This window comes from Siccibacter colletis (genome assembly GCF_025914095.1).
GTDB classification, from domain to species: Bacteria; Pseudomonadota; Gammaproteobacteria; order Enterobacterales; family Enterobacteriaceae; genus Siccibacter; species Siccibacter colletis.
Map to the genome: position 1 here is coordinate 772481 of NZ_CP074352.1, position 26992 is coordinate 799472.

The 26992-nt window shown below is 58.4% G+C and carries 24 protein-coding genes; 16 read left to right on the top strand and 8 right to left on the bottom strand.

Features of this window, described 5'->3' with window-relative positions; all coding sequences use genetic code 11:
* The first annotated feature begins 12 nt into the window (after positions 1–12).
* From fhuC to fhuB, 3 genes are read left to right on the top strand one after another with little or no spacing between them, the layout of a single operon-like run.
* Positions 13–810, top strand: a complete 798-nt coding sequence (fhuC, locus tag KFZ77_RS03765) for a Fe3+-hydroxamate ABC transporter ATP-binding protein FhuC (protein ID WP_264385479.1) — start codon at positions 13–15, stop codon at positions 808–810.
* Positions 810–1706, top strand: a complete 897-nt coding sequence (fhuD, locus tag KFZ77_RS03770) for a Fe(3+)-hydroxamate ABC transporter substrate-binding protein FhuD (protein ID WP_264385480.1) — start codon at positions 810–812, stop codon at positions 1704–1706. The genes fhuC and fhuD overlap by 1 nt, the downstream gene beginning before the upstream one ends.
* Positions 1706–3688 carry a Fe(3+)-hydroxamate ABC transporter permease FhuB gene (gene fhuB / locus KFZ77_RS03775; protein ID WP_264386143.1) on the top strand — a complete coding sequence of 661 codons (1983 nt, stop codon included), beginning with the start codon at positions 1706–1708 and terminating at the stop codon, positions 3686–3688. Before fhuD ends, fhuB begins: the two co-directional genes overlap by 1 nt.
* A 107-nt stretch (positions 3689–3795) precedes the next feature.
* Here fhuB and hemL read toward each other — a convergent pair whose 3' ends face one another.
* Positions 3796–5076 (bottom strand): glutamate-1-semialdehyde 2,1-aminomutase, encoded by a 1281-nt coding sequence (gene hemL, locus KFZ77_RS03780; RefSeq protein WP_031518477.1) that lies wholly within the window; start codon positions 5074–5076, stop codon positions 3796–3798.
* A gap of 179 nt (positions 5077–5255) precedes the next feature.
* On the opposite strand from hemL, the gene clcA reads away from it, so the two are divergent.
* Complete coding sequence (gene clcA / locus KFZ77_RS03785) at positions 5256–6656, top strand: H(+)/Cl(-) exchange transporter ClcA (protein WP_264386144.1); 1401 nt, start codon at positions 5256–5258, stop codon at positions 6654–6656.
* Between the two features lie 81 nt (positions 6657–6737).
* Positions 6738–7082: an iron-sulfur cluster insertion protein ErpA gene (gene erpA, locus KFZ77_RS03790; protein ID WP_031518474.1), complete on the top strand. Its 345-nt coding sequence runs from the start codon at positions 6738–6740 to the stop codon at positions 7080–7082.
* A 46-nt stretch (positions 7083–7128) separates the two neighbouring features.
* Here erpA and KFZ77_RS03795 read toward each other — a convergent pair whose 3' ends face one another.
* Genes KFZ77_RS03795 through mtnN form a run of 3 tightly spaced genes read right to left on the bottom strand, consistent with a single transcriptional unit; the run spans position 7129 to position 9259 of the window.
* A complete protein-coding gene (locus KFZ77_RS03795) occupies positions 7129–7749 on the bottom strand; it encodes a TRIC cation channel family protein (RefSeq protein WP_264385481.1) in 621 nt (206 codons plus the stop codon).
* Positions 7750–7764: 15 nt separating this feature from the next.
* Positions 7765–8568, bottom strand: a complete 804-nt coding sequence (gene btuF, locus KFZ77_RS03800; RefSeq protein ID WP_264385482.1) for a vitamin B12 ABC transporter substrate-binding protein BtuF — start codon at positions 8566–8568, stop codon at positions 7765–7767.
* Positions 8561–9259 (bottom strand): 5'-methylthioadenosine/S-adenosylhomocysteine nucleosidase, encoded by a 699-nt coding sequence (mtnN, locus tag KFZ77_RS03805; RefSeq protein WP_264385483.1) that lies wholly within the window; start codon positions 9257–9259, stop codon positions 8561–8563. Before mtnN ends, btuF begins: the two co-directional genes overlap by 8 nt.
* A 108-nt stretch (positions 9260–9367) precedes the next feature.
* Here mtnN and dgt point away from each other — a divergent pair, with 108 nt between their 5' ends.
* The 3 genes from dgt (at position 9368) to KFZ77_RS03820 (ending at position 13834) form a co-directional block, all read left to right on the top strand.
* Positions 9368–10882, top strand: a complete 1515-nt coding sequence (dgt, locus tag KFZ77_RS03810) for a dGTPase (RefSeq protein WP_264385484.1) — start codon at positions 9368–9370, stop codon at positions 10880–10882.
* A 212-nt stretch (positions 10883–11094) separates the two neighbouring features.
* Positions 11095–12525 carry a serine endoprotease DegP gene (degP, locus tag KFZ77_RS03815; protein WP_264385485.1) on the top strand — a complete coding sequence of 477 codons (1431 nt, stop codon included), beginning with the start codon at positions 11095–11097 and terminating at the stop codon, positions 12523–12525.
* A gap of 151 nt (positions 12526–12676) precedes the next feature.
* A complete protein-coding gene (locus tag KFZ77_RS03820; protein ID WP_031518462.1) occupies positions 12677–13834 on the top strand; it encodes a CdaR family transcriptional regulator in 1158 nt (385 codons plus the stop codon).
* Positions 13835–13874: 40 nt separating this feature from the next.
* On the opposite strand, the gene KFZ77_RS03825 is transcribed toward KFZ77_RS03820, so the two are convergent.
* The 4 genes from KFZ77_RS03825 to map all read right to left on the bottom strand — a co-directional run bounded on the left by KFZ77_RS03825 (position 13875) and on the right by map (position 18756).
* Positions 13875–14264, bottom strand: a complete 390-nt coding sequence (locus tag KFZ77_RS03825; protein ID WP_031518460.1) for a DUF3461 family protein — start codon at positions 14262–14264, stop codon at positions 13875–13877.
* A 110-nt stretch (positions 14265–14374) separates the two neighbouring features.
* A complete protein-coding gene (gene dapD / locus KFZ77_RS03830) occupies positions 14375–15199 on the bottom strand; it encodes a 2,3,4,5-tetrahydropyridine-2,6-dicarboxylate N-succinyltransferase (RefSeq protein ID WP_264385486.1) in 825 nt (274 codons plus the stop codon).
* Positions 15200–15238: 39 nt separating this feature from the next.
* The gene (glnD, locus tag KFZ77_RS03835) at positions 15239–17917 is read right to left on the bottom strand and encodes a bifunctional uridylyltransferase/uridylyl-removing protein GlnD (protein WP_264385487.1); all 2679 of its coding nucleotides are present in this window, start codon (positions 17915–17917) and stop codon (positions 15239–15241) included.
* Between the two features lie 44 nt (positions 17918–17961).
* The gene (gene map, locus KFZ77_RS03840) at positions 17962–18756 is read right to left on the bottom strand and encodes a type I methionyl aminopeptidase (protein ID WP_031518454.1); all 795 of its coding nucleotides are present in this window, start codon (positions 18754–18756) and stop codon (positions 17962–17964) included.
* Between the two features lie 310 nt (positions 18757–19066).
* Here map and rpsB point away from each other — a divergent pair, with 310 nt between their 5' ends.
* The 8 genes from rpsB to rseP all read left to right on the top strand — a co-directional run bounded on the left by rpsB (position 19067) and on the right by rseP (position 26991).
* Positions 19067–19792 (top strand): 30S ribosomal protein S2, encoded by a 726-nt coding sequence (rpsB, locus tag KFZ77_RS03845; protein WP_024549340.1) that lies wholly within the window; start codon positions 19067–19069, stop codon positions 19790–19792.
* A 213-nt stretch (positions 19793–20005) separates the two neighbouring features.
* Positions 20006–20857: a translation elongation factor Ts gene (gene tsf / locus KFZ77_RS03850; protein WP_031518452.1), complete on the top strand. Its 852-nt coding sequence runs from the start codon at positions 20006–20008 to the stop codon at positions 20855–20857.
* A gap of 183 nt (positions 20858–21040) precedes the next feature.
* On the top strand, positions 21041–21766 hold the full coding sequence (gene pyrH, locus KFZ77_RS03855; RefSeq protein ID WP_031518450.1) for a UMP kinase: 726 nt from the start codon (positions 21041–21043) through the stop codon (positions 21764–21766).
* Positions 21767–21929: 163 nt separating this feature from the next.
* Positions 21930–22487 carry a ribosome recycling factor gene (gene frr, locus KFZ77_RS03860; RefSeq protein WP_264385488.1) on the top strand — a complete coding sequence of 186 codons (558 nt, stop codon included), beginning with the start codon at positions 21930–21932 and terminating at the stop codon, positions 22485–22487.
* A 121-nt stretch (positions 22488–22608) separates the two neighbouring features.
* Entirely contained in the window at positions 22609–23808 is a 1200-nt protein-coding gene (gene ispC / locus KFZ77_RS03865; protein ID WP_031518446.1) for a 1-deoxy-D-xylulose-5-phosphate reductoisomerase, read from the top strand.
* Between the two features lie 187 nt (positions 23809–23995).
* Complete coding sequence (gene ispU / locus KFZ77_RS03870; protein ID WP_031518444.1) at positions 23996–24754, top strand: (2E,6E)-farnesyl-diphosphate-specific ditrans,polycis-undecaprenyl-diphosphate synthase; 759 nt, start codon at positions 23996–23998, stop codon at positions 24752–24754.
* Positions 24755–24766: 12 nt separating this feature from the next.
* The gene (gene cdsA / locus KFZ77_RS03875) at positions 24767–25624 is read left to right on the top strand and encodes a phosphatidate cytidylyltransferase (protein WP_031518442.1); all 858 of its coding nucleotides are present in this window, start codon (positions 24767–24769) and stop codon (positions 25622–25624) included.
* An 11-nt stretch (positions 25625–25635) separates the two neighbouring features.
* The gene (gene rseP / locus KFZ77_RS03880) at positions 25636–26991 is read left to right on the top strand and encodes a sigma E protease regulator RseP (protein ID WP_031518441.1); all 1356 of its coding nucleotides are present in this window, start codon (positions 25636–25638) and stop codon (positions 26989–26991) included.
* The last annotated feature ends 1 nt before the right edge of the window (position 26992 follow it).

Sequence of the window (26992 nt, forward strand, 5' to 3'; positions counted from 1 at the left end):
AAGTTGGCTTTTATGCAGGATAACAAAACGCATCCCGATTCAACGTTCACGCTTTCTGATGTCTCCTTTCGCGTGCCCGGTCGCACGCTGCTTCACCCTCTCTCTCTGACCTTTCCCGCCGGTCGCGTGACGGGCCTCATCGGCCATAACGGCTCCGGTAAATCCACGCTGATTAAAATGCTGGGCCGCCACCAGAGTCCGAGCGACGGCACTATTCTGTTAAACGACACGCCGCTCGACGACTGGAACAGCAAAGCCTTTGCCCGTGAAGTCGCCTATCTGCCGCAGCAGCTGCCGCAGGCGGAAGGGATGACGGTGCGTGAGCTGGTCGCCATTGGCCGCTACCCGTGGCACGGTGCGCTGGGCCGCTTCGGCGCGGATGACCGCGAGCGGGTGGATGAAGCCATTGCGCTGGTCGGCCTTAAACCGTTTGCCCAGCGTCTGGTGGACAGCCTCTCCGGCGGCGAACGCCAGCGCGCCTGGATTGCCATGCTGGTGGCGCAGAACAGCCGCTGCCTGCTGCTGGACGAACCAACTTCAGCGCTGGATATTGCGCACCAGATGGACGTGCTGTCGCTGATTCAGCGGCTGAGCAAAGAGCGCGGCCTGACGGTGATCGCCGTACTGCACGACATCAACATGGCGGCGCGGTTCTGTGATCGCCTGGTGGCACTGCGCGGCGGCGAGATGATCGCCCAGGGCAGCCCGCAGGAGATGATGCGCAGCGAAACGCTGGAGCATATCTACGGCATCCCGATGGGCATTCTGCCGCATCCGGGCGGCAACGCACCCGTGAGCTTTGTCTACTGATGCGCGATCCGATCACTGCCTCCCTGACGCGCCGCCGGTTATTAACCGCGATGGCGCTCTCACCGCTGCTGTGGCACGCCACCACCAGTAAAGCCGCCAGCGTTAATCCGCACCGCATCGTCGCACTGGAGTGGCTCCCGGTGGAGCTGCTGCTGGCGCTGGGCGTCACGCCTTACGGTGTGGCGGACGTGCCTAATTACAACCTGTGGGTCAACGAGCCGGCGCTGCCGGACAGCGTCATTGACGTGGGCCTGCGTACCGAACCTAATCTGGAACTGCTGATCCAGATGAAGCCCTCCATGATCGTCTGGTCATCAGGCTACGGCCCGTCTGCCGAGACGCTGGCGCGTATCGCTCCTGGCCGCGGCTTCAACTTTAGTGATGGTAAGCACCCACTAACACTTGCAGAAAAGTCTCTGATGGAGATGGCGGCGCTGCTGGACATGACGCCGCAGGCCGAACGCCATATGGCGACCTTTAATCAGACCGTTGAACGCTATGCCCCGCGCTTTCGCACCCGCGGCAATCGCCCGGTACTCATGATGTGCACGATGGATGAACGCCACGTGCTGGTGATCGGGGCTAACAGCCTGTTCCAGCAGGTGCTTGACCGCTGGGGAGTAAAAAACGCCTGGCAGGGGGAAACCAACTTCTGGGGCAGCTCGATAGTGGGTATAGAGCGGCTGGCAGCGATCAAGGATGCCGATGTGCTCTGCTTCGAGCATGGCGATGATGCGCTTTATCAGCGCGTCGCCGCGACGCCGCTGTGGCAGGCGATGCCGTTTATGCGCCAGCAGCGTTTCCAGCGCGTGCCCGCCGTGTGGTTCTACGGGGCGACGCTCTCCGCCATGCACTTCTGCCGCGTGTTTGATGCCGCGCTGGGAGGCAAAGCATGATGCCGCGTCGTATCGCGTTTCCGGCACTGCTGCTGGCACTGCTTTCGCTGTTTGCCCTGTGGCTGAGCTGGTTCAACCTCAACGCGCAGCTGCCGCGCAGTGACTGGTGGCAGGCGCTGGCTGCTCCGGACGTTAACGTTGTTGACCAGATGCTGTTCCACTACAGCGCGCTGCCGCGGCTGGCGATCTCCCTGCTGGTCGGGGCGGGTCTGGGCCTCGTAGGCGTGCTGTTCCAGCAGGTGCTGCGCAATCCGCTGGCGGAACCCACCACGCTCGGCGTAGCAACCGGGGCGCAGCTCGGCATTACCATCACCACGCTGTGGGCGCTGCCCGGCGGCTATCTGGTGTCGCAGTTTGCGGCGCTGGCCGGTGCCTGCCTCGTTGGCCTGCTGGTGTTCGGCGTCGCCTGGGGTAAACGCCTTTCACCGGTGACGCTGATCCTCGCCGGGCTGGTAGTGAGCCTTTACTGCGGGGCGGTGAATCAGCTGATGGCGATCTTCCATCACGAACAGCTGCAGAGCATGTTCCTGTGGAGTACCGGCGCGCTTAATCAGACCGACTGGAACATCGTCCAGCGCCTGTGGCCGCAGCTGCTGGGTGGGGCGATCCTGACGCTGCTCCTGCTGCGTCCGCTGACCCTGATGGGGCTGGATGACGGCGTGGCGCGTAACCTCGGTCTTGCGCTGTCGCTGGCGCGTTTTGCGGCACTGGCGCTGGCGATCGTACTCAGCGCGCTGCTGGTGAATGCGGTGGGGATTGTCGGCTTTATCGGCCTGTTTGCCCCGCTGCTGGCGAAAATGCTCGGCGCGCGGCGACTGCTCTCCCGGCTGCTGCTCTCCGCGCTGATTGGTGCGCTGATCCTGTGGGTTGCCGATCAGATGGTAGTGTGGTTGACCCGGGTGTGGATGGAAGTCTCCACCGGATCGATCACCGCGCTTATCGGCGCACCGCTGCTGCTGTGGCTGCTGCCGCGCCTGCGCACCATGACGCCGCCGGCGATGAATGCCGGCGACAGCGTGCCGGCTGAGCGTCAGCACCGCGTAATATGGACGCTGGCGGGCCTGGCCGTGCTGGCAGCGTTTATCGTGCTGGCGCTGAGCCTCGGGCGCGACGCCCAGGGCTGGGTCTGGGCCAGCGGCGATACGCTGTCGCAGCTGATGCCGTGGCGCTGGCCGCGCGTGGCGGCGGCACTGATTGCCGGGGCGATGCTGGCGGTAGCGGGCTGCATTATTCAGCGCCTGACGGGGAATCCGATGGCCAGCCCGGAAGTGCTGGGCATCAGCTCCGGCGCAGCGTTTGGTGTGGTGCTGATGCTGTTCTTCGTGCCGGGTAACGCCTTTGGCTGGCTGCTGCCGGCGGGCAGTCTCGGGGCGGCGGCAACGCTTTTGATTATCATGGTGGCCGCGGGGCGGGGCGGTTTCTCACCGCACCGTATGCTGCTGGCCGGGATGGCGCTCAGCACGGCGTTTACCATGCTGCTGATGATGCTCCAGGCGAGCGGCGATCCGCGTATGGCGCAGGTACTGACCTGGATTTCCGGGTCCACCTATAACGCCACTGCGCAACAGGTTGCCTCCGGGGCCGTGGTGATGGTGGTGCTGTTTATCCTCACGCCGCTGTGTCGCCGCTGGCTGACGGTCTTGCCGCTGGGCGGTGAGACGGCGCGGGCGGTAGGTATGGCATTGACGACGTCGCGGGTACTGTTGCTGCTGCTGGCTGCCAGCCTGACGGCCTGCGCCACGCTGATCATCGGGCCGCTGAGCTTTATCGGGCTGATGGCACCGCACATTGCGCGCATGATGGGCTTCCGCCGCACCATGCCGCACATTGTGATGTCGACCCTGATCGGCGCGATGCTGATGGTGTTCGCCGACTGGGCCGGGCGGATGGTGATGTTCCCGTACCAGATCCCTGCCGGGCTGCTGTCGTCGTTTATCGGCGCGCCGTATTTTATCTATCTGTTGAGAAAACAGAGCCGGTAACGGTGTTTGTTAAAGGTGGGTGCGCTGGCGCTTACCCACCCTACAAAAACCGGCTGTTTCAGTGAACCCAGGGCGGGTAAGCGAAGCGCACCCGCCGTTGGCAGGGATTACAGCTGGGCGAAGACGCGGCGGGCGGCGTCGATGGTGTTATCGATATCCGCTTCGCTGTGGGCCACGGACATAAACCCGGCTTCAAACGCCGACGGGGCCAGGTAAATGCCCTCTTCCAGCATTAGGTGGAAGAAGCGCTTGAAGCGCTCGACGTCACAGCCCAGCACATCCTGATAGCAGGTCACGGTTTCGGCGCGGGTGAAGAACAGGCCGAACATGCCGCCAACATGGTTTACCACCAGTGGAATGCCGGTCTCGTTCGCAGCACGCAACAGACCCTCTGCCAGACGGGTAGTGAGATCGGTTAAGGTCTGGTGGATGCCCGGCTGCGCCACTTCGGTCAGGCAAGCGTAGCCCGCCGCCATCGCAATCGGGTTACCCGACAGGGTGCCCGCCTGATAAACCGGCCCGGTCGGGGCCAGCGCCGCCATCACCTCACGACGACCACCAAACGCGCCCACCGGCATGCCGCCGCCAATGATTTTGCCCAGGCAGGTCAGGTCCGGCACCACGTTGTAGTACGCCTGCGCACCCGCCAGCGCGACGCGGAACCCGGTCATCACCTCATCGATAATCAGCAGCGCGCCGAATTCGTCGCACAGCGCACGCAGGCCCGGCAGGAAGTCCGGCTGCGGCGGGATGCAGTTCATGTTGCCTGCCACCGGCTCGACGATGATACAGGCGATATCCGCAGGATACTGCTCGAACGCGGCGCGTACCGAGGCCAGGTCGTTATAGGTGCAGGTCAGGGTATGCTTCGCGAAATCTGCCGGAACACCCGGAGAGTTCGGCTGGCCGAGGGTCAGCGCACCGGAACCTGCCTTCACCAGCAGACAGTCGGCGTGACCGTGGTAGCAGCCTTCGAATTTGATGATTTTGTCGCGGCCGGTGAAGCCGCGCGCCAGACGGATGGCGCTCATGGTCGCCTCGGTGCCGGAGTTCACCATGCGCACCATGTCCATAGTCGGCACCAGCTCGGTCACCAGATCCGCCATTTTCACTTCCATCTCGGTCGGCGCGCCAAAGCTCAGGCCGCGCGATGCCGCTTCGATCACCGCGTTGCGGATAGCCGGGTGGTTGTGGCCCAGCACCATTGGCCCCCAGGAGCCAACGTAGTCAACATAGGCCTTGCCATCGACGTCATACAGGTAAGCCCCGTCGGCGCGTTCGATAAACAGCGGCGTGCCGCCCACGCCGGTAAACGCGCGCACCGGCGAGTTCACTCCGCCGGGAATGACGTTCTGCGCGGCGGTATAAAGGTTTTCGGACTTGCTCATGACTGGCTCCTGATTCATAGGAAATATAACTGCGGGCTATTCTAGGGGTTATCCGTCCGTTGTTCTACCCACGCGCGTGCTTGCCTTTTCCGCCGCGTTTGCGCCAGCACAAGACCTTTGGCGCGTCGGCAACTACAATGTGGCCCGGCTTTGGTATGACAAATGAGTTAAATCCCGATATGAAACCGGTAATTCCTGCTTCTCAACAGATTATCCGCTTACGTCGCGGCGACATGGTGCGCCGTCTGCTGCTGCGTGACAAAACGCCGCTCCTGATCCTGCTGATGGCGGCCATCGTCGGGACGCTGACCGGTCTGGTCGGCGTGGCGTTTGAGCGCGCCGTGAACTGGGTGATGCAGCACCGGCTCGGCCTGCTGGCTCAGGTGGCGGACAGCGCGGTGCTGGTATGGCCGCTGGCGTTTATTCTCTCGGCGCTGCTGGCGATGGTGGGCTACTGGCTGGTACGCCGCTTTGCCCCGGAAGCGGGCGGGTCGGGCATCCCGGAAATTGAAGGGGCGCTGGAGGAGCTGCGGCCGGTGCGCTGGTGGCGCGTACTGCCGGTGAAATTTATCGGCGGGATGGGGACGCTGGGCGCGGGAATGGTGCTCGGGCGTGAAGGGCCGACGGTGCAGCTCGGCGGTAACGTCGGGCGCATGGTGCTGGATCTGTTCCGCCAGCGCGGGGCGGAGGCCCGGCATACGCTGCTGGCTACCGGTGCGGCGGCAGGGCTGTCGGCCGCCTTCAATGCCCCGCTGGCGGGCATCCTGTTTATTATTGAAGAGATGCGCCCGCAGTTTCGCTATAACCTTATCTCCATCAAAGCGGTGTTTACCGGCGTGATCATGTCGAGCATCGTATTCCGCGTGTTTAATGGCGAAACCGCTGTCATTGAGGTAGGGCAGCTGTCGAGCGCGCCGCTGAATACCCTGTGGCTGTACCTGCTGCTGGGGATGATCTTCGGCGGCGTCGGGCCGCTGTTTAACACGCTGGTGCTGCGTATGCAGGACGGTTTTCACCGGCTGCATGGCGGAAATACCCCCCGCTGGGTGCTGATCGGCGGAGCGATTGGCGGGCTGTGTGGCATCCTCGGGCTGATTGCGCCGGGCGCTGCCGGGGGCGGTTTCAGCCTGATCCCAATTGCCGCGGCGGGGAACTTCACCGTCGGCACGCTGCTGTTTATTTTTATCGCCAGGGTGATTACCACGCTGCTCTGTTTCTCCTCCGGTGCGCCGGGCGGTATTTTTGCTCCGATGCTGGCGCTGGGTACGCTGCTGGGCACCGCCTTTGGTATGGTGTGCGCCGCGTGGTTACCGGCGCTGGGGCTGGATGTCGGGACGTTTGCGATTGCCGGTATGGGGGCGCTGTTCGCGGCCTCGGTGCGGGCGCCGCTCACCGGTATCGTGCTGGTGCTGGAGATGACCGATAATTACCAGCTCATTTTGCCGATGATTATTACCTGCCTGGGTGCGACACTGCTGGCGCAATTCCTTGGCGGCAAACCGCTTTATGCCACGATCCTCGCCAGAACCCTGGCGCGGCAGGAGGCTGAACAGCAGGAGCGCGCCGGGGCGAGGACTTGAACGATTTGACCGCGTAACGGATAATGGCCCAATGCATTGGGTTATTATTTGCCCAGTCGGTAGGGTTAATGGGAGTGAAAAATGAGTGATGACGTAGCGCTGCCGCTTCAGTTTACTGAGGCCGCGGCCAATAAAGTGAAAAACCTGATCGCCGATGAAGAGAATCCCGATCTGAAACTGCGTGTGTATATCACCGGCGGTGGCTGCAGCGGTTTCCAGTATGGTTTTACCTTCGATGACCAGATCAACGACGGTGATATGACCATCGAGAAAGCGGGCGTAGCGCTGGTGGTTGACCCGATGAGCCTGCAGTATCTCGTAGGCGGCGCGGTAGACTACACCGAAGGCCTGGAAGGCTCCCGCTTCGTGGTGACCAACCCGAACGCGAAAAGCACCTGCGGGTGTGGTTCCTCGTTCAGCATCTGAGTCGCCGAACGCAAAGAAAAAGCCGTGCTGAGCACGGCTTTTTTATTTAATGCTTTTCGTCGAGTGCGAAGGTGGGCAGCTTCAGGTGCCAGCGAATGGCTGCGAGGCGAATGCCCAGCGTGACCACCATTCCCATCATGCTTGCCTGCTCCAGCGGCACTGCAAAAGTGTAATACGCCGTGGCGTGCACGATGCCGCCGACAATACAGGCGGTGGCGTAGATTTCCGTGCGCAGGATCATCGGGATCTCGCGGGCCAGCACATCGCGGATAATCCCGCCGCCAACCCCGGTCAGCACACCCATGCAGATGGCAACCAGCGGCCCGGTGCCGGCGAGAAACGCCTTGTTAACACCGATGCCGACAAACACCGCCAGCCCGACGGCATCCAGTACCGGCAACACCCATTTCGGCAGGCGACGCGGCTGGCGCACCACCAGAATCGTCACCAGGCAGGTGACCATCGCCACCACCAGGTCCGTCGGATCTTTCACCCAGAATACCGGGCCATGCGCCAGCGCCATGTCGCGAATGGTGCCGCCGCCGACGGCGGTCACCACGCCGAGCACCAGCACGCCGAACGGGTCCATGCGCAGCTTGCCAGCCAGCAAAACGCCGGAAATGGCAAACACCGCGGTGCCAATAATATCCAGCCAGTAGATGAGCATGGGTAGACTCTCCGGTTACGTTACCTGCTTCAGCGCGGCACACAGCTGCTGCGCGGCGAGGATAATACGCGGACCGGCGCGTTCAAACCAGTCATCGTTAATGGCGATAACCGGCACCGCAAGCTGGCTGCTCCAGTACTGCTGAACTTTCGTAATTGCGCGCGCCCCGCCGGTGATGACAATCGCCTCGGGGCGACGGGCCAGCACCTGTTCACGGCTCACCTGCGGCCAGGGAACCCGGCTGTCAGCAAACACGTTTTTACCGCCGCAGGTTTCCAGCAGCTGGTGTTGCAGCGAGCCGGCCCCGGAGGTAAACAGCGGGGCGGTGCCGAACTGCATAAATACCCTTTTTGGACGGGCGGTGGCGTATTGCGCACGCAAGGCCTGAAAGCGCTGCTCAAGCGAGGCCGCAGCGGTGTGTGCGGTATCCGGCGTCGGACTCCAGCGGGCAAGGGCGCGCAGGGCGTCAGCGACGTCGGCAACCGTCGCCGGGTCGAGCCACAACACCTCAATACCCAGAGCTTTAAGCTGATCGACCTGACGCGCGGCGTTACCGGCCCGCCAGGCGACGACCAGATCCGGCTTCAGCGCCACGATGCGTTCCAGATTGATGCCCTGCCAGTTTGCCACCTGCTCAAGGTTGCGGGCGGCCGCAGGGTAATCTGAGTAAGCGCTTACCGCGACAGGCGTGATCCCTGCGGCAAAGGCCAGTTCGGTATTGGCTGGGGAGAGAGTAATAACGCGCGGCGCAGCAAACAGCCACGGCGGCAGCAATAATACCAGGGCGCACAGCGCCCTGAAAATACCGGGCTTAGCCACGCGCCAGGTTCTGGACGAGGGTTTCTACCATCAGGCTGGACTGTTTTGCCGCCGTTGCCAGGAATTCCTCAAAGCTCAGATGGGACGCCTGATCCGCGACGTCAGAGATGGCGCGCACCACCACGAACGGCACGCCGAAGTTATGGCAGACGTGAGCGATAGCGGTTGCTTCCATCTCTACCGCCACCGCCTGCGGGAAGTTGTGGCGGATTTTCGCCAGGCCTTCCGCGCCGTTGATGAACGCATCGCCGCTGACAATCAGGCCGCGCACGGCATTCAGGTTGAGCTGCTTAATGCAGGCTTCCGCCGCGCTCACCAGGGTGTCATCGGCTTTGAACGCCGCCGGGCAGCCCGCCATCTGTCCGATTTCATAACCGAACGCGGTGACGTCCGCATCGTGGTAGCGCGCTTCGTCAGAAACCACGATATCCCCGACGTTCAGGGTTGGCGCGAGGCCGCCCGCAGAGCCGGTGTTGATGATAAGATCCGGCTTGCAGTGCTCCAGCAGCAGCGCAGCACCCATCGCGGCAGAAACCTTCCCGATGCCCGATTTCAGCAGGGCTACGTCGGTGCCGTTCAGCGTGCCGGTATAAATTTCCAGGCCCGCCAGGGTGAGGGTCTGACGGTTTTCAATTTTGTCACGCAGCAGCGTAACTTCTTCTTCCATAGCACCAATAATGCCTGCTTTCATAGGTCAACTCGCAATAGTAATGGGACATAAACGCCTTTTCGCGGCATAGTCTATCATGGCACTGTAGCAGCGTTTACTTCGCATCTGATTCCGCCTCAGGGAGAGCGTATGGCTGAGATAGATTTTACCCGGAAGATCAACTGGCATCGCCGGTATCGCTCGCCACAGGGCGTGAAAAGCGAGCACGATATTTTGCGCATTTTTGAAAGCGATCGCGGGCGCATCATCAACTCGCCGGCCATTCGCCGTCTGCAGCAAAAAACCCAGGTCTTTCCGCTGGAGCGCAACGCCGCGGTGCGTACCCGGCTGACGCATTCGATGGAAGTGCAGCAGGTCGGGCGTTACATCGCCAAAGAGGTGCTGAGCCGCCTGAAAGAGCAGAAGCTGCTGGACGCGTACGGGCTGAGCGAACTGACCGGGCCGTTTGAAAGCGTGGTGGAGATGGCCTGCCTGATGCACGACATCGGCAACCCGCCGTTCGGCCACTTTGGCGAGGCCGCTATTAACGACTGGTTCCGCCAGCGCCTGTTTCCCAATGATGCCGCCAGCCAGCCGCGCAGTGACGACCGCTGCCATAATGTCGATTTGCGCCTGAAAGAGGGTGAGGAGTCGCTTAACGCGCTGCGCCGCCAGGTGCGCCAGGATCTCTGCCAGTTTGAGGGCAACGCCCAGGCCATCCGTCTGGTGCACACCCTGCTGCGCATGAACCTGACCTGGGCGCAGGTGGGCTGCATTCTTAAATATACCCGCCCCGCCTGGCGCATGGAGCCGCCGCCAGCCAGCCACAGCTACCTGATGAAAAAGCCCGGCTACTACCTTTCCGAGGAGGAGTACATCGGGCGTCTGCGCCAGGAGCTGGATCTGGCACCCTTCAGCCGCTTCCCGCTCACCTGGATCATGGAGGCGGCGGACGACATCTCCTACTGCGTCGCCGATCTTGAGGATGCGGTGGAAAAACGCATTTTCAGCGTCGACCAGCTGTATCAGCATTTGCGTGACGCCTGGGGCGATCATGAGGCCGGGGATCTGTTCTCCCAGGTGGTGGACAATGCGTGGGAAAAATCGCGCGCCAACTCCATTCGCCGTAGCGGGGAAGATCAGTTCTTCATGTATTTGCGCGTCAACACCCTGAATAAACTGGTGCCATACGCCGCCCAGCGCTTTATTCATAATCTGCCGGTTATTTTTGACGGGTCGTTTAATCACGCGTTACTGGAAGATGAAAGCGCCTGCAGCCGCCTGCTCGACGTTTATAAACGCGTGGCGATCAAACACGTATTTAGCCATCCTGAAGTGGAACAACTGGAATTACAGGGTTATCGGGTTATTGATGGCCTGCTGAATATTTATCGCCCGCTGCTCGATTTACCGCTGGTGGATTTTCAGGAGCTGGTGGAAAAAGAGAGCGTGCGCCGTCTGCCGATTGAAACGCGGCTGTTCCATAAGCTCTCCGGCAAACACCGGCTGGCCTACGTGGAGGCGGTCAGCAAACTTCACCCCGCTGCCCTTGATTTTCCGGTATGGGAATATTATTACCGTTGTCGGCTGGTTCAGGACTATATCAGCGGGATGACCGATCTCTATGCGTGGGATGAATACCGGCGTCTGATGGCCGTGGAGTGATCCACTATTCAGGATTAGCTTAAAGCCTGTTTAAGCAAGAACCTGTATATCGTGGCCTGGGTCATTTATTTCGCGCAGCATCCCGGCAGTTTTGTAAAGACGACCAATAAATTTTTACTTTTTACAAAACGTTATTCCCTGAACTTCGCGCTATAAATTGACTCATACGTCGGTACACAGCCTTGCGTGATCTGTAATAGAGATTAGAAAACATGAAAAAAAATCTGTTCGCAATGAGTGCGCTGGCACTCAGCCTTAGCCTTGCCCTGTCTCCGCTGTCAGTCAGCGCTGCCGAGACAGCCTCTTCTGCCACCACGGCGCAAACCATGCCGAGCCTGGCACCGATGCTGGAAAACGTGATGCCGTCGGTCGTAAGCATCAACGTGGAAGGCAGCACCAAAGTCAACACGCCGCGCATGTCGCGCGACTTCCAGCAGTTCTTCGGCGACAACTCGCCGTTCTGCCAGGAAGGTTCCCCGTTCCAGAGCTCCCCGTTCTGCCAGGGCGGTGGCGGGGCCGGCCCTGACGGCGGCCAGCAGCAGAAATTTATGGCGCTGGGTTCCGGCGTGGTGATTGACGCCGCCAAAGGCTACGTGGTGACCAACAACCACGTGGTGAACAACGCCACCAGCATCAAAGTGCAGCTCAGCGATGGCCGTCGTTTTGACGCCAAAATGGTCGGCAACGACCCGCGCTCCGACATTGCGCTGATCCAGATCCAGAATCCGAAGAACCTGACAGCAATTAAGCTTGCCGACTCCGACAAGCTGCGCGTGGGTGATTACACCGTGGCCATCGGTAACCCGTTCGGCCTTGGCGAAACCGTGACCTCCGGTATCGTCTCGGCGCTGGGCCGTAGCGGCCTGAATGCCGAAAACTATGAAAACTTCATCCAGACCGATGCGGCGATTAACCGCGGTAACTCCGGCGGTGCGCTGGTTAACCTGAACGGTGAGCTGATCGGCATTAACACCGCTATTCTCGCGCCGGACGGTGGCAACATCGGTATCGGTTTCGCCATCCCGAGCAATATGGTGAAAAACCTCACCGGCCAGATGGTGCAGTACGGCCAGGTGCGCCGCGGCGAACTGGGGATCATGGGTACCGAGCTGAACTCCGAGCTGGCGAAAGCGATGAAGGTCGACGCCCAGCGCGGTGCCTTCGTCAGCCAGGTGATGCCGAACTCCTCCGCTGCGAAAGCGGGCATCAAGCCGGGCGATGTGATTGTCTCCCTGAACGACAAAGCCATCAGCAGTTTTGCCGCGCTGCGTGCTGAAGTGGGCACCATGCCGGTGGGTAGCAAGCTGAAACTTGGCCTGCTGCGCGACGGCAAGCAGATGACGGTGAATATTGAACTGCAACAGAGCAGCCAGAACCAGGTGGATTCCTCCTCCATCTTCAGCGGCATTGAAGGGGCGGAGATCAGCAACCGCGGCGCAGATAAAGGTGTAGTGGTTAACAGCATCAAAGCCAACTCACCCGCCGCCGCCATCGGCCTGAAAAAGGGCGACGTGATTGTGGGTGCTAACCAGCAACCGGTGAAAAACATCGCCGAGCTGCGTAAGATCCTTGATGCGAAGCCGTCCGTGCTGGCGCTTAACGTGCAGCGTGGTGACAGCTCGCTCTACCTGCTGATGCAATAAGTCACTGATTTCTTCCCTAAAGGGCCGCCTGTGCGGCCCTTTTTTGTGAGCCTTCCCACAACTCCATACGTCCCCACGCTGCTTTGTGCATACGCACAATGCCGGGCGCTAATATCTGACATATGCTGGAGCACTGCACAGGGGAGGGGTTATGGCGGGCTGGCATCTTGATACCAAAATGGCGCAGGACATCGTGGCGCGTACCATGCGCATTATCGACACCAACATTAACGTCATGGACGCACGCGGGCGCATCATCGGCAGCGGCGACCAGGAGCGTATCGGCGAGCTGCATGAAGGCGCATTGCTGGTGCTTTCGCAGGGCCGGGTGGTGGATATCGATGATGCCGTGGCGCGCCATCTGCACGGCGTGCGCCAGGGGATAAACCTGCCGCTGCGGCTGGAGGGAGAGATCGTCGGCGTTATTGGTCTGACGGGCGATCCGGAAACGCTGCGCAAGTATGGCGAGCTGGTGTGCATGACCGCCGAGATGATGCTTGAGCAGTCGCGGCTGATGCACCTGCTGGCGCAGGACAGTCGTCTGCGCGAAGAGCTGGTGATGAATCTGATCCAGGCGGATGAGCACACGCCGGCGTTAATCGAGTGGGCGCAGCGGCTGGGTATCGACCTGAATCAGCCGCGCGTGGTGGCGGTGGTGGAAGTGGATAGCGGCCAGCTTGGCGTCGATTCGGCGATGGCGGAGCTACAGCAGCTGCAAAACGCGCTCACTACGCCGGACCGCAATAACCTGGTGGCGATCGTCTCGCTGACCGAAATGGTGGTGCTGAAACCGGCGCTCAACGCCTTTGGGCGCTGGGATGCCGACGATCACCGGAAGCGCGTGGAGCAGCTTATTTCGCGCATGAAGGAGCAGGGGCATCTGCGTTTTCGCGTCGCGCTGGGCAACTATTTCACCGGGCCGGGCAGTATCGCCCGTTCCTGGCGTACCGCGCGCACCACCATGATGGTGGGCAAACAGCGCATGCCGGAAAACCGCAGCTATTTTTATCAGGATCTGATGCTACCGGTGCTGCTCGACAGCCTGCGCGGCGGCTGGCAGGCCAACGAGCTGGCCCGTCCGCTGGCGCGGCTGAAAGCGATGGATAATAACGGCCTGCTGCGCCGCACGCTTTCCGCGTGGTTCCGCCACAACGTGCAACCGCTGGCGACTTCAAAAGCGCTGTTTATTCACCGCAATACGCTGGAGTACCGGCTCAATCGCATCTCAGAGCTGACGGGGCTGGATCTGGGGAATTTTGACGACCGGCTGCTGCTGTATATCGCGCTGCAGCTCGACGAGCAGCGTTAAACAAAAAGCCGGATGGCAGGGCGCGCATCCGGCGGACACGTTATTTATTGCGGGTAAGCTTTTCGAGGTCGGACTCGATCTCGTTGATCTTGTTCGCCACCACGCTTTCGAGATGACGCAGATCGTCGAGGATCTTGCGTTTCAGATCCACTTCGGTGCGATCACGCTGGCAGATCTGATCCAGCTCATCAATCACGTAGCGCAGGTTAGGGCTGATCTCCTGCACCTCTTTATACCCCTGGCCTACGCCATCGGCGACCACGGTTTTACGCTGGCGCGGATACTTAAACTTCACGCTTTTGGCAAAAAACTCGCCTTTATCCTTCTGAAAATAGATCTTCAGGATATCGTTGTTGGCTTCCTGCCGGAGGCTGTAACGATCGATTTCATCAGGATTAGTAATGCCCAGACTTTTCAGATTGTCGTACATAGCGGTACCCTTAATCGAATCATAACCAGTGAATAATTAACGAAAATATTCCTTTCCGCCACCGTCAGAGAGCAAAAAGGCGGGTTACCCCGCCTTTTTTATGGTTACTGTTAGTCGATGGTGCGCAACAGCTCATTGATACCCACTTTACCGCGGGTCTTGGCGTCCACCTTTTTCACGATCACTGCGCAGTACAGGCTGTACTTACCGTCTTTTGACAGCAGGTTGCCGGAGACCACCACTGAGCCTGCCGGTACGCGACCGTAGAACACTTCGCCGGTTTCGCGATCGTAGATTTTGGTGCTCTGACCGATGTAAACGCCCATGGAGATCACGGAGCCTTCTTCAACGATCACCCCTTCTACCACTTCAGAGCGTGCACCGATGAAGCAGTTGTCTTCGATGATGGTCGGGTTAGCCTGCAGCGGCTCCAGTACGCCACCGATGCCGACGCCGCCGGAGAGGTGGACGTTCTTACCAATCTGCGCGCAGGAACCAACGGTTGCCCAGGTATCCACCATGGTGCCTTCATCAACGTAAGCGCCGATGTTGACGTAAGACGGCATCAGCACGGTGTTGCGGGCGATGAATGCACCCTGACGCACCGCCGCTGGCGGCACCACGCGGAAGCCTTCCTTCTGGAAGCGCGCTTCGTCGTAGTCAGCAAATTTCATTGGCACTTTATCGAAGTAGCGGCTCTCGGCACCCTCGATAACCTGGTTATCGTTGATGCGGAAGGAGAGCAGTACCGCTTTCTTCAGCCACTGGTGGGTAACCCACTGACCGTCAATCTTTTCAGCAACGCGCAGCACGCCGCTGTCGAGCAGGGCAATAACCTGATTTACCGCTTCACGGGTCACGGTATCAACATTCGCCGGGGTGATGTCGGCACGGCGCTCGAAAGCGGACTCAATAACGTTCTGTAACTGCTGCATTGTTAACTCTTTCCTGATGTTTACGTAGGTTCAATAAATTCATTGACCTTTATCGTTTGGATTGAGGGCCGCTGTCAACCGTTGTTGTACTTCCTGCTGGAGCACATTATTAAGGCCACGCCGGTCGGCGGTCGCGATTATAAATAAATCTTCTACTCGCTCGCCAATTGTCGAAATTCTCGCCCCGTGCAGCGAAATTCCAAGGTCGGCAAACACCTGGCCGACCCGCGCCAGCAGCCCTGGCTGGTCGAGGGCAATCAGCTCAAGAAACGTGCGGCGGTCGGTATGGGTCGGCAGGAAGTTGACCTCGGTATCAACGTTAAAGTGGCGTAGTTTCGCCGGCTGGCGCCGCGGCTGAGGCGGCTGCCAGGTGCGCTGGGAGATCGCCTGTTCGAGCCCGTGACGAATCGCCTCGTGGCGGTCCCCGGAGAGCGGGCTGCCGTCAGGCTCCAGCACGATAAAGGAGTCCATCGCCATGCCGTCGCGGGTGGTGAAGATCTGCGCGTCGTGCACGCTGAGATTACGCCGGTCAAGTTCGGCGCATACCGCAGCGAACAGATAAGGGCGGTCCGGGCTCCAGATAAAGATCTCGGTGCCGCCGCGCGTTGCCTGCGGGCTTAATAAAATCAGCGGCTGCGTCAGATCGTGATTGAGCAGATGGCGAGCGTGCCATGCCAGCTGGTTTGGGCTGTGGCGCACGAAGTAGTTGGCACGGCAGCGCGCCCAGATATGGTGCAGCGCCTCTTCGTTGATGTTGTCCATGCGCAGCAGGGCCAGCGCCTGCACCTGATGATGACGCACGCGCTCGCGCATGTCCGGGGTGTTCTGCATCCCGCGGCGCAGCTGCTTCTCAGTGGCGAAGTAAAGCTCACGCAACAGGCTCTGCTTCCAGCTGTTCCACAGGGTTTCGTTGGTGGCGCAGATGTCGGCGACCGTCAGGCACAGCAGGTAACGCAGGCGATTTTCGGTCTGCACTTCGCTGGCAAACTGGCGGATCACTTCCGGGTCCTGAATATCGCGGCGCTGGGCGGTGACCGACATCAACAGGTGCTGGCGCACCAGCCAGGCGATAAGCTGGGTTTCCCGGGAGTTCAGCCCGTGCAGTTCGGCGAAGGCGAGCACGTCCTGGGCACCAAGGATCGAGTGGTCGCCGCCGCGTCCTTTGGCGATGTCGTGGAACAGCGCGGCAATCAGAATCAGCTCCGGGTGTGACAGACGCGGCCAGAGGTCAACGCACAGCGGATGTTTTGCCCGCGTCTCTTCGCTGGCAAAGCTCTCCAGCTTCAGCAGCACACGCAGGGTGTGTTCATCGACGGTGTAGGCGTGGAACAGGTCAAACTGCATCTGGCCCACGATGTGCGACCACTGTGGCATGTACGCCCCCAGCACGCTGTGGCGATGCATCGGCAGCAGGCCGCGCTTAACCGCGCCGGGATGGCGCAGCAGTGACATAAACAGTGCGCGTGCTTCAGGGATGTAACACAGCGGCTGCGCCAGATGCCGGCGCGCGTGACGCAGATGCCGCAGGGTCGCCGAGTAGATACCGCTGATATCGCGATTGCGGACCATGATATGAAACATGCGCATAATCGCCTGCGGCTCGCGGATAAACAGCGCTTCGTCACGCAGATCGATCAGACTGCCGCGCAGCTGAAAATCGTCGTCGATGGGGCGCGGTTTTTCATCCGCGGGCAGGGCGAGGATCGCCTCATCAAACAGCTGAAGCAGCATCTGGTTGAGTTCACCCACCCGGCGCGTGACGCGGTAGAACACCTTCATCATCTGTTCGACCGGTTCGTTACCGTCGCCGCTGTAGTTCAGGCGCTGGGCGACGCTGAGCTGGCGATCGAACAGCAGGCGGTTGTCGTAGCGGGTCAGCTCAAGGTGTAGCGCGAAGCGGATACGCCACAGCTGGTGCAGGCACTCGTCGAGTTCGGTGCGTTCGGCAGGGGTTAAAAAGCCGAAGTTGAGCATCTCGCTGAGCGACGTGGCACCGAAGTGACGGCGCGCCACCCACTGCAGGGTGTGAATGTCGCGCAGGCCGCCGGGACTGCTTTTGATATCCGGTTCAAGGTTGTAGCTGGTGCCGTGATAGCGCTGGTGGCGTTCGTTCTGCTCTTCAACTTTGGCGGCGAAAAACTTATCCGACGGCCAGAAGCCGTCGCTGAAAATGTGTTTCTGTAGCTCCAGAAACAGCGCGACATCGCCGATCAACAGCCGGGACTCAATCAGGTTGGTGGCGACGGTAAGATCCCCCAGCCCTTCAAGCAGGCACTCTTCCAGGGTGCGTACGCTGTGGCCCACTTCCAGCTTGATATCCCACAGCAGCGTCAGCAGCTCGCCCACCTTTTGCGCGTCTTCGTCGGGCAGACGCTTACGGCTCAGGATCAGCAGGTCAATGTCGGAAAGCGGATGCAGTTCGCCCCGCCCGTAACCACCTACCGCCACCAGCGCCATGTCGCTGCGATCGGCAAAGCCGGCGTCAATCCACAGGCGCTGCAGCAGTTGATCGACAAACTCGGTGCGGGCTTCCACCAGCTCGGTCACCGCCACGCCGTGATCGAAGGCGTCGGCGAGCCAGCGCTGAAAGTTCTCGATACGGGTTTTGGTTTGCGCGCAGCACAGGGCGTGCTGTGGCCATGAGGTGGGGTTGTCCGGCTGGCCGGGAAGGGTCGGCAGCGCGGTGTTGGCATACTGTTCGGGTAAACTGTGACTCATAAAAGCGCCGCCCATAAAAAAAGCCGGCATCTGCCGGCTTCTTATTAGTCGTTATGCGAAATGACGTTGGGGATGGTGTCATCCTTACGCAACGTGAGAATTTCGCAGCCGTTATCGGTCACCACAATAGTATGCTCGTACTGCGCAGACAAGCTGCGATCTTTGGTTTTCACCGTCCAGCCATCTTTCATAGTGCGGATGCGGTAGTCGCCAGCGTTGACCATCGGCTCAACGGTAAACGTCATGCCCTGCTGCAGCACTACGCCGCCGTCATCTGCATCATAGTGCAGCACCTGCGGCTCTTCGTGGAAGCCGCGGCCAATGCCGTGACCGCAGTATTCGCGCACCACGGAGAAACCTTCTGCTTCGACGAATTTCTGAATCGCCGCGCCAAGCTCGCGCAGACGGATGCCTGGTTTGACCATGCGCAGCGCTACGTAGAGACTCTCCTGGGTGATGCGGCACAGGCGCTCACCGAGGATGGTCGGCTTGCCGACGATAAACATTTTAGAGGTATCGCCGTGGTATTCATCTTTGATAACGGTAACGTCGATGTTCACGATATCGCCGTCTTTCAGCAGCTTACCGTCATCAGGAATACCGTGGCACACCACTTCGTTGATTGAGATGCAGACTGATTTCGGGAAACCGTGATAGCCGAGGCTCGCAGAGACCGCCTGCTGCTGATTAACGATATAGTCGTTGCAGATGCGATCCAGCTCGCCGGTGCTGACGCCGGGTTTGACGTGGGATTCGATCATCTCCAGCACTTCAGCGGCAAGCCTGCCCGCGACGCGCATTTTTTCGATTTCTTCTGGGGTTTTAATTGAGATAGCCATGAATGAAGTCCGCAGTTGCCGGAATTTCGACAATAATTATGAGTCAGGCGTTAATGGTATCAGGGCCGCCCGGAGGTGCCAAATTGAGAATCACTGGCACCGGGATGCGTCAACAACTATTGGTGTCGTCAGCGCTTTTATGATATAAAGCGCGCCGGACTTCTGTACCGCCTGTCGGGCACAGAGGCTACTACGCTCACATTGTGTAATTACACACACGTATCGGCACATATTCCGGGGTGCCCTTCGGGGTCGGTAATATGGGATACGTGGAGGCATAACCCCACACATTTATATAGAGGTTTTAAACATGGCAACTGTTTCCATGCGCGACATGCTCAAGGCTGGTGTTCACTTTGGTCACCAGACCCGTTACTGGAACCCGAAAATGAAGCCTTTCATCTTCGGCGCGCGTAACAAAGTTCACATCATCAACCTTGAGCAGACCGTACCGATGTTCAACGAAGCCCTGGCTGAGCTGAACAAGATCTCTTCTCGTAAAGGTAAAATCCTTTTCGTTGGTACCAAGCGCGCTGCAAGCGAAGCGGTAAAAGACGCTGCGAACAGCTGCGACCAGTTCTTCGTGAACCATCGCTGGCTGGGCGGTATGCTGACTAACTGGAAAACCGTTCGTCAGTCCATCAAGCGTCTGAAAGACCTGGAAACTCAGTCCCAGGACGGCACTTTCGACAAGCTGACCAAGAAAGAAGCGCTGATGCGCACTCGCGAGCTGGAAAAGCTTGAGAACAGCCTGGGCGGTATCAAAGACATGGGTGGTCTGCCGGACGCTCTGTTTGTTATCGACGCCGACCACGAACACATCGCTATCAAAGAAGCAAATAACCTGGGTATCCCGGTATTTGCTATCGTTGATACCAACTCCGATCCAGACGGCGTTGACTTCGTTATCCCGGGTAACGACGATGCAATCCGTGCTGTAAGCCTGTACCTGAACGCTGTTGCCGCTACCGTGCGCGAAGGCCGTTCTCAGGATCTGGCTTCTCAGGCGGAAGAGAGCTTCGTAGAAGCTGAATAATAAGGTTTGCTCGTCTTGAGCCCTTATTAACCAGGTAGTAACAAGTTTGGTTAGGGGGCCTGTCTCAGGCCCCCTTTTTTTTGAGTCTGGCGTGTCAGACATCTGCTCCGGCAAGTCAGAACTATACCCACTCGCATTCACGTTGCGGCACATCACTGTAACCTGAGGCCGGTAGGGTATATCTCCCCGTACGAGATAACCGAGGATTATAGAATGGCTGAAATTACCGCTTCCCTGGTAAAAGAGCTGCGCGAACGTACTGGCGCTGGCATGATGGATTGTAAGAAAGCACTGTCCGAAGCTAACGGCGACATCGAGCTGGCAATCGAAAACATGCGTAAGTCTGGTGCGATCAAAGCGGCGAAAAAAGCAGGCAACGTTGCTGCTGACGGCGTTATCAAAACTAAGATCGAAGGCAACTACGGTGTGATTCTGGAAGTTAACTGCCAGACTGACTTCGTTGCTAAAGATGGCGGTTTCCAGGCATTCGCAGACAAAGTGCTGGATGCAGCCTTTGCTGGCAAAATCACTGACGTTGAAGTTCTGAAAGCACAGTTCGAAGAAGAGCGTGTTGCCCTGGTTGCTAAAATCGGTGAGAACATCAACATCCGTCGCGTTTCTTCCCTGGAAGGCGATGTGCTGGGCAGCTACCTGCACGGCGCGCGCATCGGCGTTCTGATCGCTGCAACTGGCGCTGACGAAGAGCTGGTTAAACAGCTGGCAATGCACGTTGCTGCAAGCAAGCCGGAATTCGTTAAGCCGGAAGACGTGTCTGCTGAAGTGGTTGAGAAAGAGTACCAGGTTCAGCTGGACATCGCCATGCAGTCTGGCAAGCCGAAAGAAATCGCAGAGAAAATGGTTGAAGGCCGCATGAAGAAATTCACCGGCGAAGTTTCTCTGACTGGCCAGCCTTTCGTTATCGATCCGAGCAAAACCGTTGCTCAGCTGCTCAAAGAGCATAACGCTGACGTAACCAGCTTCATCCGCTTCGAAGTGGGTGAAGGCATCGAGAAAGTTGAGACTGACTTCGCAGCAGAAGTTGCTGCAATGTCCAAGCAGTCTTAATGCTGTAAAGGAGCCGCCTGAGGGCGGCTCCTTTTTATACCCGTGTCACCTCCCGCACCCGCACATTGGGTATAAAGCCGACATAAATTCAGTCTGCTCCGATTCGTTCAGGCTGAGGAAGAGACGCATTATGTGTCGTTCGATTTGACCATCCCCATTCATAGACTGTTCCAGGAAAGAAACATGGCTACCAACGCAAAACCCGTCTATAAACGCATTCTGCTCAAGCTGAGTGGCGAAGCACTCCAGGGCGCAGAAGGTTTCGGTATTGATGCGAGCATACTGGATCGTATGGCGCAGGAGATCAAAGAGCTGGTTGAACTGGGTATTCAGGTTGGGGTGGTGATCGGCGGCGGTAACCTGTTCCGCGGTGCTGGCCTCGCAAAAGCGGGTATGAACCGCGTCGTGGGCGACCACATGGGCATGCTGGCGACGGTAATGAACGGCCTCGCAATGCGCGACGCCCTCCACCGCGCCTATGTGAACGCTCGCCTGATGTCTGCCATTCCGTTGAACGGCGTGTGCGACAACTACAGCTGGGCAGAAGCCATCAGCCTGCTGCGCAACAACCGCGTGGTGATCCTCTCTGCCGGTACCGGCAACCCGTTCTTCACCACCGACTCCGCAGCCTGCCTGCGCGGCATTGAAATCGAAGCCGACGTGGTGCTGAAAGCCACCAAAGTGGACGGCGTTTACTCTGCCGATCCGATGAAAGATCCTGCCGCAACCCTGTACGATCAGCTGACCTATCAGGACGTGCTGGAACGTGAACTCAAGGTGATGGATCTGGCGGCCTTTACGCTGGCGCGCGACCATAAACTGCCGATTCGAGTATTTAACATGAATAAGCCTGGTGCACTGCGTCGCGTGGTGATGGGTGAGAAAGAAGGCACTTTGATTACGGAGTAATTTCCGTCTGCCGCAAATACGGGTACTATTCCGCTTCATCTGCAGGCTTTGATGCCTGGTTGCCGGAAGGTACCATGAATTAAACGGGCTATACTTAGCACACCCCTGAAGGCGGTGCCGCAAGTCTGGTCTGCCGAAAAGCAAGTTTTCAAGGATTCGTAACGTGATCAGCGATATCAGAAAAGATGCCGAAGTGCGCATGGAAAAATGCGTTGAGGCTTTCAAAACCCAAATCAGCAAAGTCCGTACCGGTCGCGCTTCCCCGAGCCTGCTCGACGGGATCGTCGTCGAATATTACGGTACGCCTACGCCGCTGCGCCAGCTGGCCAGCGTCACCGTAGAAGACACCCGCACTCTGAAAATCAACGTCTTTGACCGCTCTATGGGCCCGGCCGTTGAGAAAGCGATCATGGCCTCCGATCTGGGTCTGAACCCAAGTTCAGCGGGCACCGATATTCGCGTTCCGCTGCCGGCGCTGACCGAAGAGCGTCGTAAAGACCTGATCAAAGTGGTGCGCGGTGAAGCAGAACAGGCTCGCGTTGCGGTACGTAACGTGCGCCGTGATGCGAACGATAAAGTCAAAGCGCTGCTGAAAGAGAAAGAGATCAGCGAAGATGATGACCGTCGTTCACAGGACGACGTGCAAAAAATGACTGACGCTGCCATCAAGAAAGTGGATGCGGCTCTGGCCGATAAAGAAGCTGAGCTGATGCAGTTTTAATTAACGGCATCGTGGCAGACTAAACGCCGTACAGAAGAGTCGTCCAGAGCGGCTTTTGCTGGCGGCGTTTTTTATTTCCCGGCGCGTAAGGCGCATTAACCGCTTTTCCTGTGAGTATCCCATGAAGCAATTGACCATACTCGGCTCGACCGGCTCTATCGGTTGCAGCACATTAGATGTCGTTCGTCGTAATCCGGAGCAGTTTGCGGTTACCGCGCTGGTCGCCGGAAAGAATGTGGCCCGTATGGTCGAACAGTGCCTCGAATTCAGGCCGCGTTTCGCGGTAATGGACGATGAAGCCAGCGCGGCGGCGCTACGCACTCAGCTGCGTGAGGCCGGTTGCGTTACTGAAGTGATGGCCGGACGCGACGCGGCGTGCGAAATGGCGGCGCTGAGCGATGTCGATCAGGTGATGGCGGCGATCGTTGGAGCGGCAGGCTTGCTGCCTACGCTGTCAGCGATTGGCGCGGGTAAACAGATTTTGCTGGCGAACAAAGAGTCGCTGGTGACTTGTGGTCGTCTGTTTATGGATGCCGTGAAGCGTAGTGGCGCACGGCTTTTGCCGGTGGACAGCGAGCACAACGCCATTTTTCAGAGTTTGCCCGAAACAATTCAGCGTAACCTGGGATACGCTGATCTGGAGAGTAACGGCGTCTCGTCGATTATTCTCACCGGATCGGGTGGCCCGTTTCGCGATACGGCTTTAGATGCGCTGGCTGATATGACGCCCGAGCAGGCATGCCGCCATCCAAACTGGTCGATGGGACGTAAGATCTCCGTTGATTCGGCCACCATGATGAATAAAGGTCTCGAATATATTGAAGCCCGCTGGCTGTTTAATGCGTCAGCAAAACAGATGGAAGTATTAATTCATCCGCAGTCCATGATCCATTCGATGGTGCGCTATCTGGACGGTAGCGTGCTGGCACAGTTGGGCGAGCCGGATATGCGTACACCTATCGCGCATACGATGGCCTGGCCTGAACGTGTGACATCAGGCGTTGCGGCACTCGATTTCTGTAAAGTGGGCTCGCTTAGCTTCTGCGCCCCTGATTTTCAGCGCTATCCCTGCCTCAGGCTGGCAATGACCGCTTTTGATAACGGGCAGGCTGCCACCACGGCGCTGAATGCAGCAAATGAAATCGCGGTAGCGGCTTTCCTGGACGATCGTATTCGCTTTACGGATATCGCTCGCATTAACGAGGACGTGTTGAACGTCATGGATTTACGCGAACCGGAGAGCGTGGAAGAAGTGCTGGCGGTGGATGAGAATGCACGCGCAGTTGCACAGAGCGAAGTGACACGTCTCGCAGGGCGGTGATTATTCCCGCAGCGGGGCCTGTGCCATTTGTTCGCTATGTGCTTCAGTGATATAGTCTGCGCCACCTGAACGCGGGTGATAAATCACTAACGTTCAGGTAAGCCGTGAATTTGCACGGCTTTTTTATGCTGAGGGCTTCAGTATTCCAGAGTACCGCTTAATCCTTATCAGGGAATAAAAACGCGTTATGTTGTCTGCTAACCAACCATTAAGCGAACACTTACCTGCACATGGCTGCCGCCATGTGGCCATCATTATGGATGGCAATGGCCGTTGGGCGAAAAGACAGGGAAAAATAAGAGCGTTTGGACATAAAGCGGGAGCTAAATCGGTTCGCCGTGCAGTTTCTTTTGCAGCAAATAATGGCATTGATGCGCTTACGCTTTATGCTTTTAGCAGCGAGAACTGGAATCGCCCCGCACAGGAAGTCAGCGCGCTGATGGAGCTGTTTGTCTGGGCGCTCGACAGCGAGGTGAAAAGCCTGCATCGCCACAACGTGCGTTTACGCATTATTGGCGATACCAGCCGCTTTAATACGCGTCTGCAGGAGCGCATCGTCAAAGCTGAGACGCTGACGAGCCAGAACACCGGGCTGACGCTAAACATCGCGGCGAATTACGGTGGACGCTGGGATATTATTCAGGGAGTGAGGCAACTTGCGACGCAGGTTCAGGAAGGGCTATTACGCCCTGAAAGCATTGATGAAGAGCTGCTGAACCAGCAACTCTGTATGAATGAGCTGGCTCCCGTTGACCTGGTAATTAGGACAGGCGGAGAGCATCGCATTAGTAACTTCCTGCTCTGGCAGATAGCCTATGCGGAACTCTATTTTACAGATGTTCTCTGGCCTGATTTTGATGAACAAGACTTTGAGGGGGCGCTTGATGCGTTCGCAAACCGAGAGCGTCGTTTTGGCGGCACAGAACCCGGTGGTGATGTTGCCTGATGGGGGTAGCTTTTGCTGAAGTATCGCCTGATTTCCGCATTTGTCATGATTCCGGTTGTTATCGCAGCGCTGTTCTTGCTGCCGCCGGCTGGCTTTGCCATCGCTACGCTGCTGGTCTGCATGCTGGCTGCCTGGGAGTGGGGGCAGTTCTGCGGTTTTGCCGCGCGTGGTCAGCGTGTCTGGCTCGCAGTCCTGTGCGGGCTGCTGCTGGCCGTCATGCTCTTCACGCTGCCGGAATATCACCACACCGCGCGCCTGCCGCTCATTGAGTTTTCACTCTGGGCATCACTTGGCTGGTGGTTAGCCGCACTGCTGCTGGTACTGTTCTACCCCGGTTCGGCGTCTCTGTGGCGTGAATCAAAGGTGCTGCGTCTGATATTTGGCTTCCTGACCATCGTGCCATTCTTCTGGGGTATGGTGGCGCTGCGCTCATGGCACTACGACAGTAATCACTACAGCGGGGCTATCTGGCTGCTCTACGTCATGTTTCTGGTGTGGGGCGCGGACTCTGGCGCTTATATCTTCGGTAAGAAATTCGGCAAACATAAGCTTGCCCCGAAAGTATCGCCGGGCAAAACCTGGCAGGGCTTCATCGGCGGCCTGTTTACCGCTGCGGTTATCGCCTGGCTCTACGGCACTTTTGCAAAGCTGGAAGTTGCGCCGGTGGTACTATTGGTATCCTCGATTGTCGCTGCGCTGGCCTCGGTGCTGGGCGATCTCACCGAAAGCATGTTCAAGCGTGAAGCCGGCATCAAGGATAGCGGCAATTTAATTCCCGGCCACGGCGGCATTCTGGATCGCATCGATAGCCTGACGGCGGCGGTACCGGTATTTGCCTGCCTGTTACTGCTGGTCTTCGGGACCGTCTGACGGAAGGTACTATGCTGAGCATCCTCTGGAATTTAATGGCCTTTATCGTTGCGCTGGGCATTCTGATTACCGTGCACGAGTTCGGCCATTTTTGGGTTGCTCGTCGCTGCGGTGTCCGCGTTGAGCGCTTCTCTATCGGCTTTGGCAAAGCGCTGTGGCAGCGTACCGACCGCCACGGCACCGAGTTTGTCATTGCCCTGATCCCGCTAGGTGGCTACGTGAAAATGCTCGACGAACGCGTCGAGCCGGTTATTCCTGAATTACGTCACCGCGCCTTCAATAACAAAACCGTCGCACAGCGTGCGGCGATCATCGCTGCCGGCCCGGTGGCAAATTTCATCTTCGCCGTTTTCGCATACTGGCTGGTATTTATTATCGGCGTACCCAGTGTGAAGCCCGTGATTGGTGAAATTGCGCCCAATTCCATTGCTGCCCAGGCACAAATTCAGCCGGGCGCGGAACTAAAAGCTATCGACGGTATCGAAACGCCTGACTGGGATGCTGTGCGCTTAGCGCTGGTCGCAAAAATTGGCGAAGAAAGCACAACGCTTTCGGTCACATCGCCTGGCAATAGCGCGCGCAGCGACAAAACCCTTGATTTACGCGACTGGCACTTCGAGCCTGACCGTGAGGATCCGGTTGCGTCGCTGGGTTTACGCCCGAAGGGACCGCAGATTGAACCGGTGCTTGATGAGGTGCAGCAGAATTCCGCCGCAAGCAAAGCAGGTTTGCAAGCGGGCGACAGGATCGTTAAAGTCGATGGTCAGTTATTGACGTCGTGGATGTCATTTGTCACCCTGGTACGCGATAATCCGGGGAAAGCACTGGCGTTAGAAGTCGAGAGGCAAGGGAGTTCCTTGTCTTTATCGCTGATACCGGATACAAAGCCCGGTAGCAGTGGTCAGGCAGAGGGTTTTGCGGGCGTGGTTCCGAAAATCATTCCTCTGTCTGATGAATACAAAGTGTTGCGCCAGTATGGGCCGTTCAACGCGATTATCGAAGCCACGGCAAAGACGTGGCAGCTGATGAAGCTGACGGTTAACATGCTGGGGAAATTAATAACCGGTGACGTTAAGCTTAACAACCTTAGTGGACCCATCTCCATTGCTCAGGGAGCAGGAGTATCCGCAGAGTATGGGTTGATCTACTTCCTGATGTTTCTGGCGCTGATTAGCGTGAATCTCGGGATAATCAATCTGTTCCCTCTGCCGGTACTGGATGGTGGGCACTTGCTATTCTTAGCGGTTGAGAAGCTGAAAGGCGGACCGGTTTCCGAGCGAGTTCAAGACTTTAGTTATCGCATTGGCTCAATTCTGCTGGTGATGTTAATGGGGCTTGCACTTTTCAATGATTTCTCTCGGTTATGAG

Coding starts and splice junctions, on each gene's coding strand:
- fhuC (WP_264385479.1), top strand. CDS start 13: ATGCAGGATAACAAAACGCATCCCGATTCAACGTTCACGCTTTCTGAT.
- fhuD (WP_264385480.1), top strand. CDS start 810: ATGCGCGATCCGATCACTGCCTCCCTGACGCGCCGCCGGTTATTAACC.
- fhuB (WP_264386143.1), top strand. CDS start 1,706: ATGCCGCGTCGTATCGCGTTTCCGGCACTGCTGCTGGCACTGCTTTCG.
- hemL (WP_031518477.1), bottom strand. CDS start 5,076: ATGAGCAAGTCCGAAAACCTTTATACCGCCGCGCAGAACGTCATTCCC.
- clcA (WP_264386144.1), top strand. CDS start 5,256: ATGAAACCGGTAATTCCTGCTTCTCAACAGATTATCCGCTTACGTCGC.
- erpA (WP_031518474.1), top strand. CDS start 6,738: ATGAGTGATGACGTAGCGCTGCCGCTTCAGTTTACTGAGGCCGCGGCC.
- KFZ77_RS03795 (WP_264385481.1), bottom strand. CDS start 7,749: ATGCTCATCTACTGGCTGGATATTATTGGCACCGCGGTGTTTGCCATT.
- mtnN (WP_264385483.1), bottom strand. CDS start 9,259: ATGAAAGCAGGCATTATTGGTGCTATGGAAGAAGAAGTTACGCTGCTG.
- dgt (WP_264385484.1), top strand. CDS start 9,368: ATGGCTGAGATAGATTTTACCCGGAAGATCAACTGGCATCGCCGGTAT.
- degP (WP_264385485.1), top strand. CDS start 11,095: ATGAAAAAAAATCTGTTCGCAATGAGTGCGCTGGCACTCAGCCTTAGC.
- KFZ77_RS03820 (WP_031518462.1), top strand. CDS start 12,677: ATGGCGGGCTGGCATCTTGATACCAAAATGGCGCAGGACATCGTGGCG.
- KFZ77_RS03825 (WP_031518460.1), bottom strand. CDS start 14,264: ATGTACGACAATCTGAAAAGTCTGGGCATTACTAATCCTGATGAAATC.
- dapD (WP_264385486.1), bottom strand. CDS start 15,199: ATGCAGCAGTTACAGAACGTTATTGAGTCCGCTTTCGAGCGCCGTGCC.
- glnD (WP_264385487.1), bottom strand. CDS start 17,917: ATGAGTCACAGTTTACCCGAACAGTATGCCAACACCGCGCTGCCGACC.
- map (WP_031518454.1), bottom strand. CDS start 18,756: ATGGCTATCTCAATTAAAACCCCAGAAGAAATCGAAAAAATGCGCGTC.
- rpsB (WP_024549340.1), top strand. CDS start 19,067: ATGGCAACTGTTTCCATGCGCGACATGCTCAAGGCTGGTGTTCACTTT.
- tsf (WP_031518452.1), top strand. CDS start 20,006: ATGGCTGAAATTACCGCTTCCCTGGTAAAAGAGCTGCGCGAACGTACT.
- pyrH (WP_031518450.1), top strand. CDS start 21,041: ATGGCTACCAACGCAAAACCCGTCTATAAACGCATTCTGCTCAAGCTG.
- ispC (WP_031518446.1), top strand. CDS start 22,609: ATGAAGCAATTGACCATACTCGGCTCGACCGGCTCTATCGGTTGCAGC.
- ispU (WP_031518444.1), top strand. CDS start 23,996: ATGTTGTCTGCTAACCAACCATTAAGCGAACACTTACCTGCACATGGC.
- rseP (WP_031518441.1), top strand. CDS start 25,636: ATGCTGAGCATCCTCTGGAATTTAATGGCCTTTATCGTTGCGCTGGGC.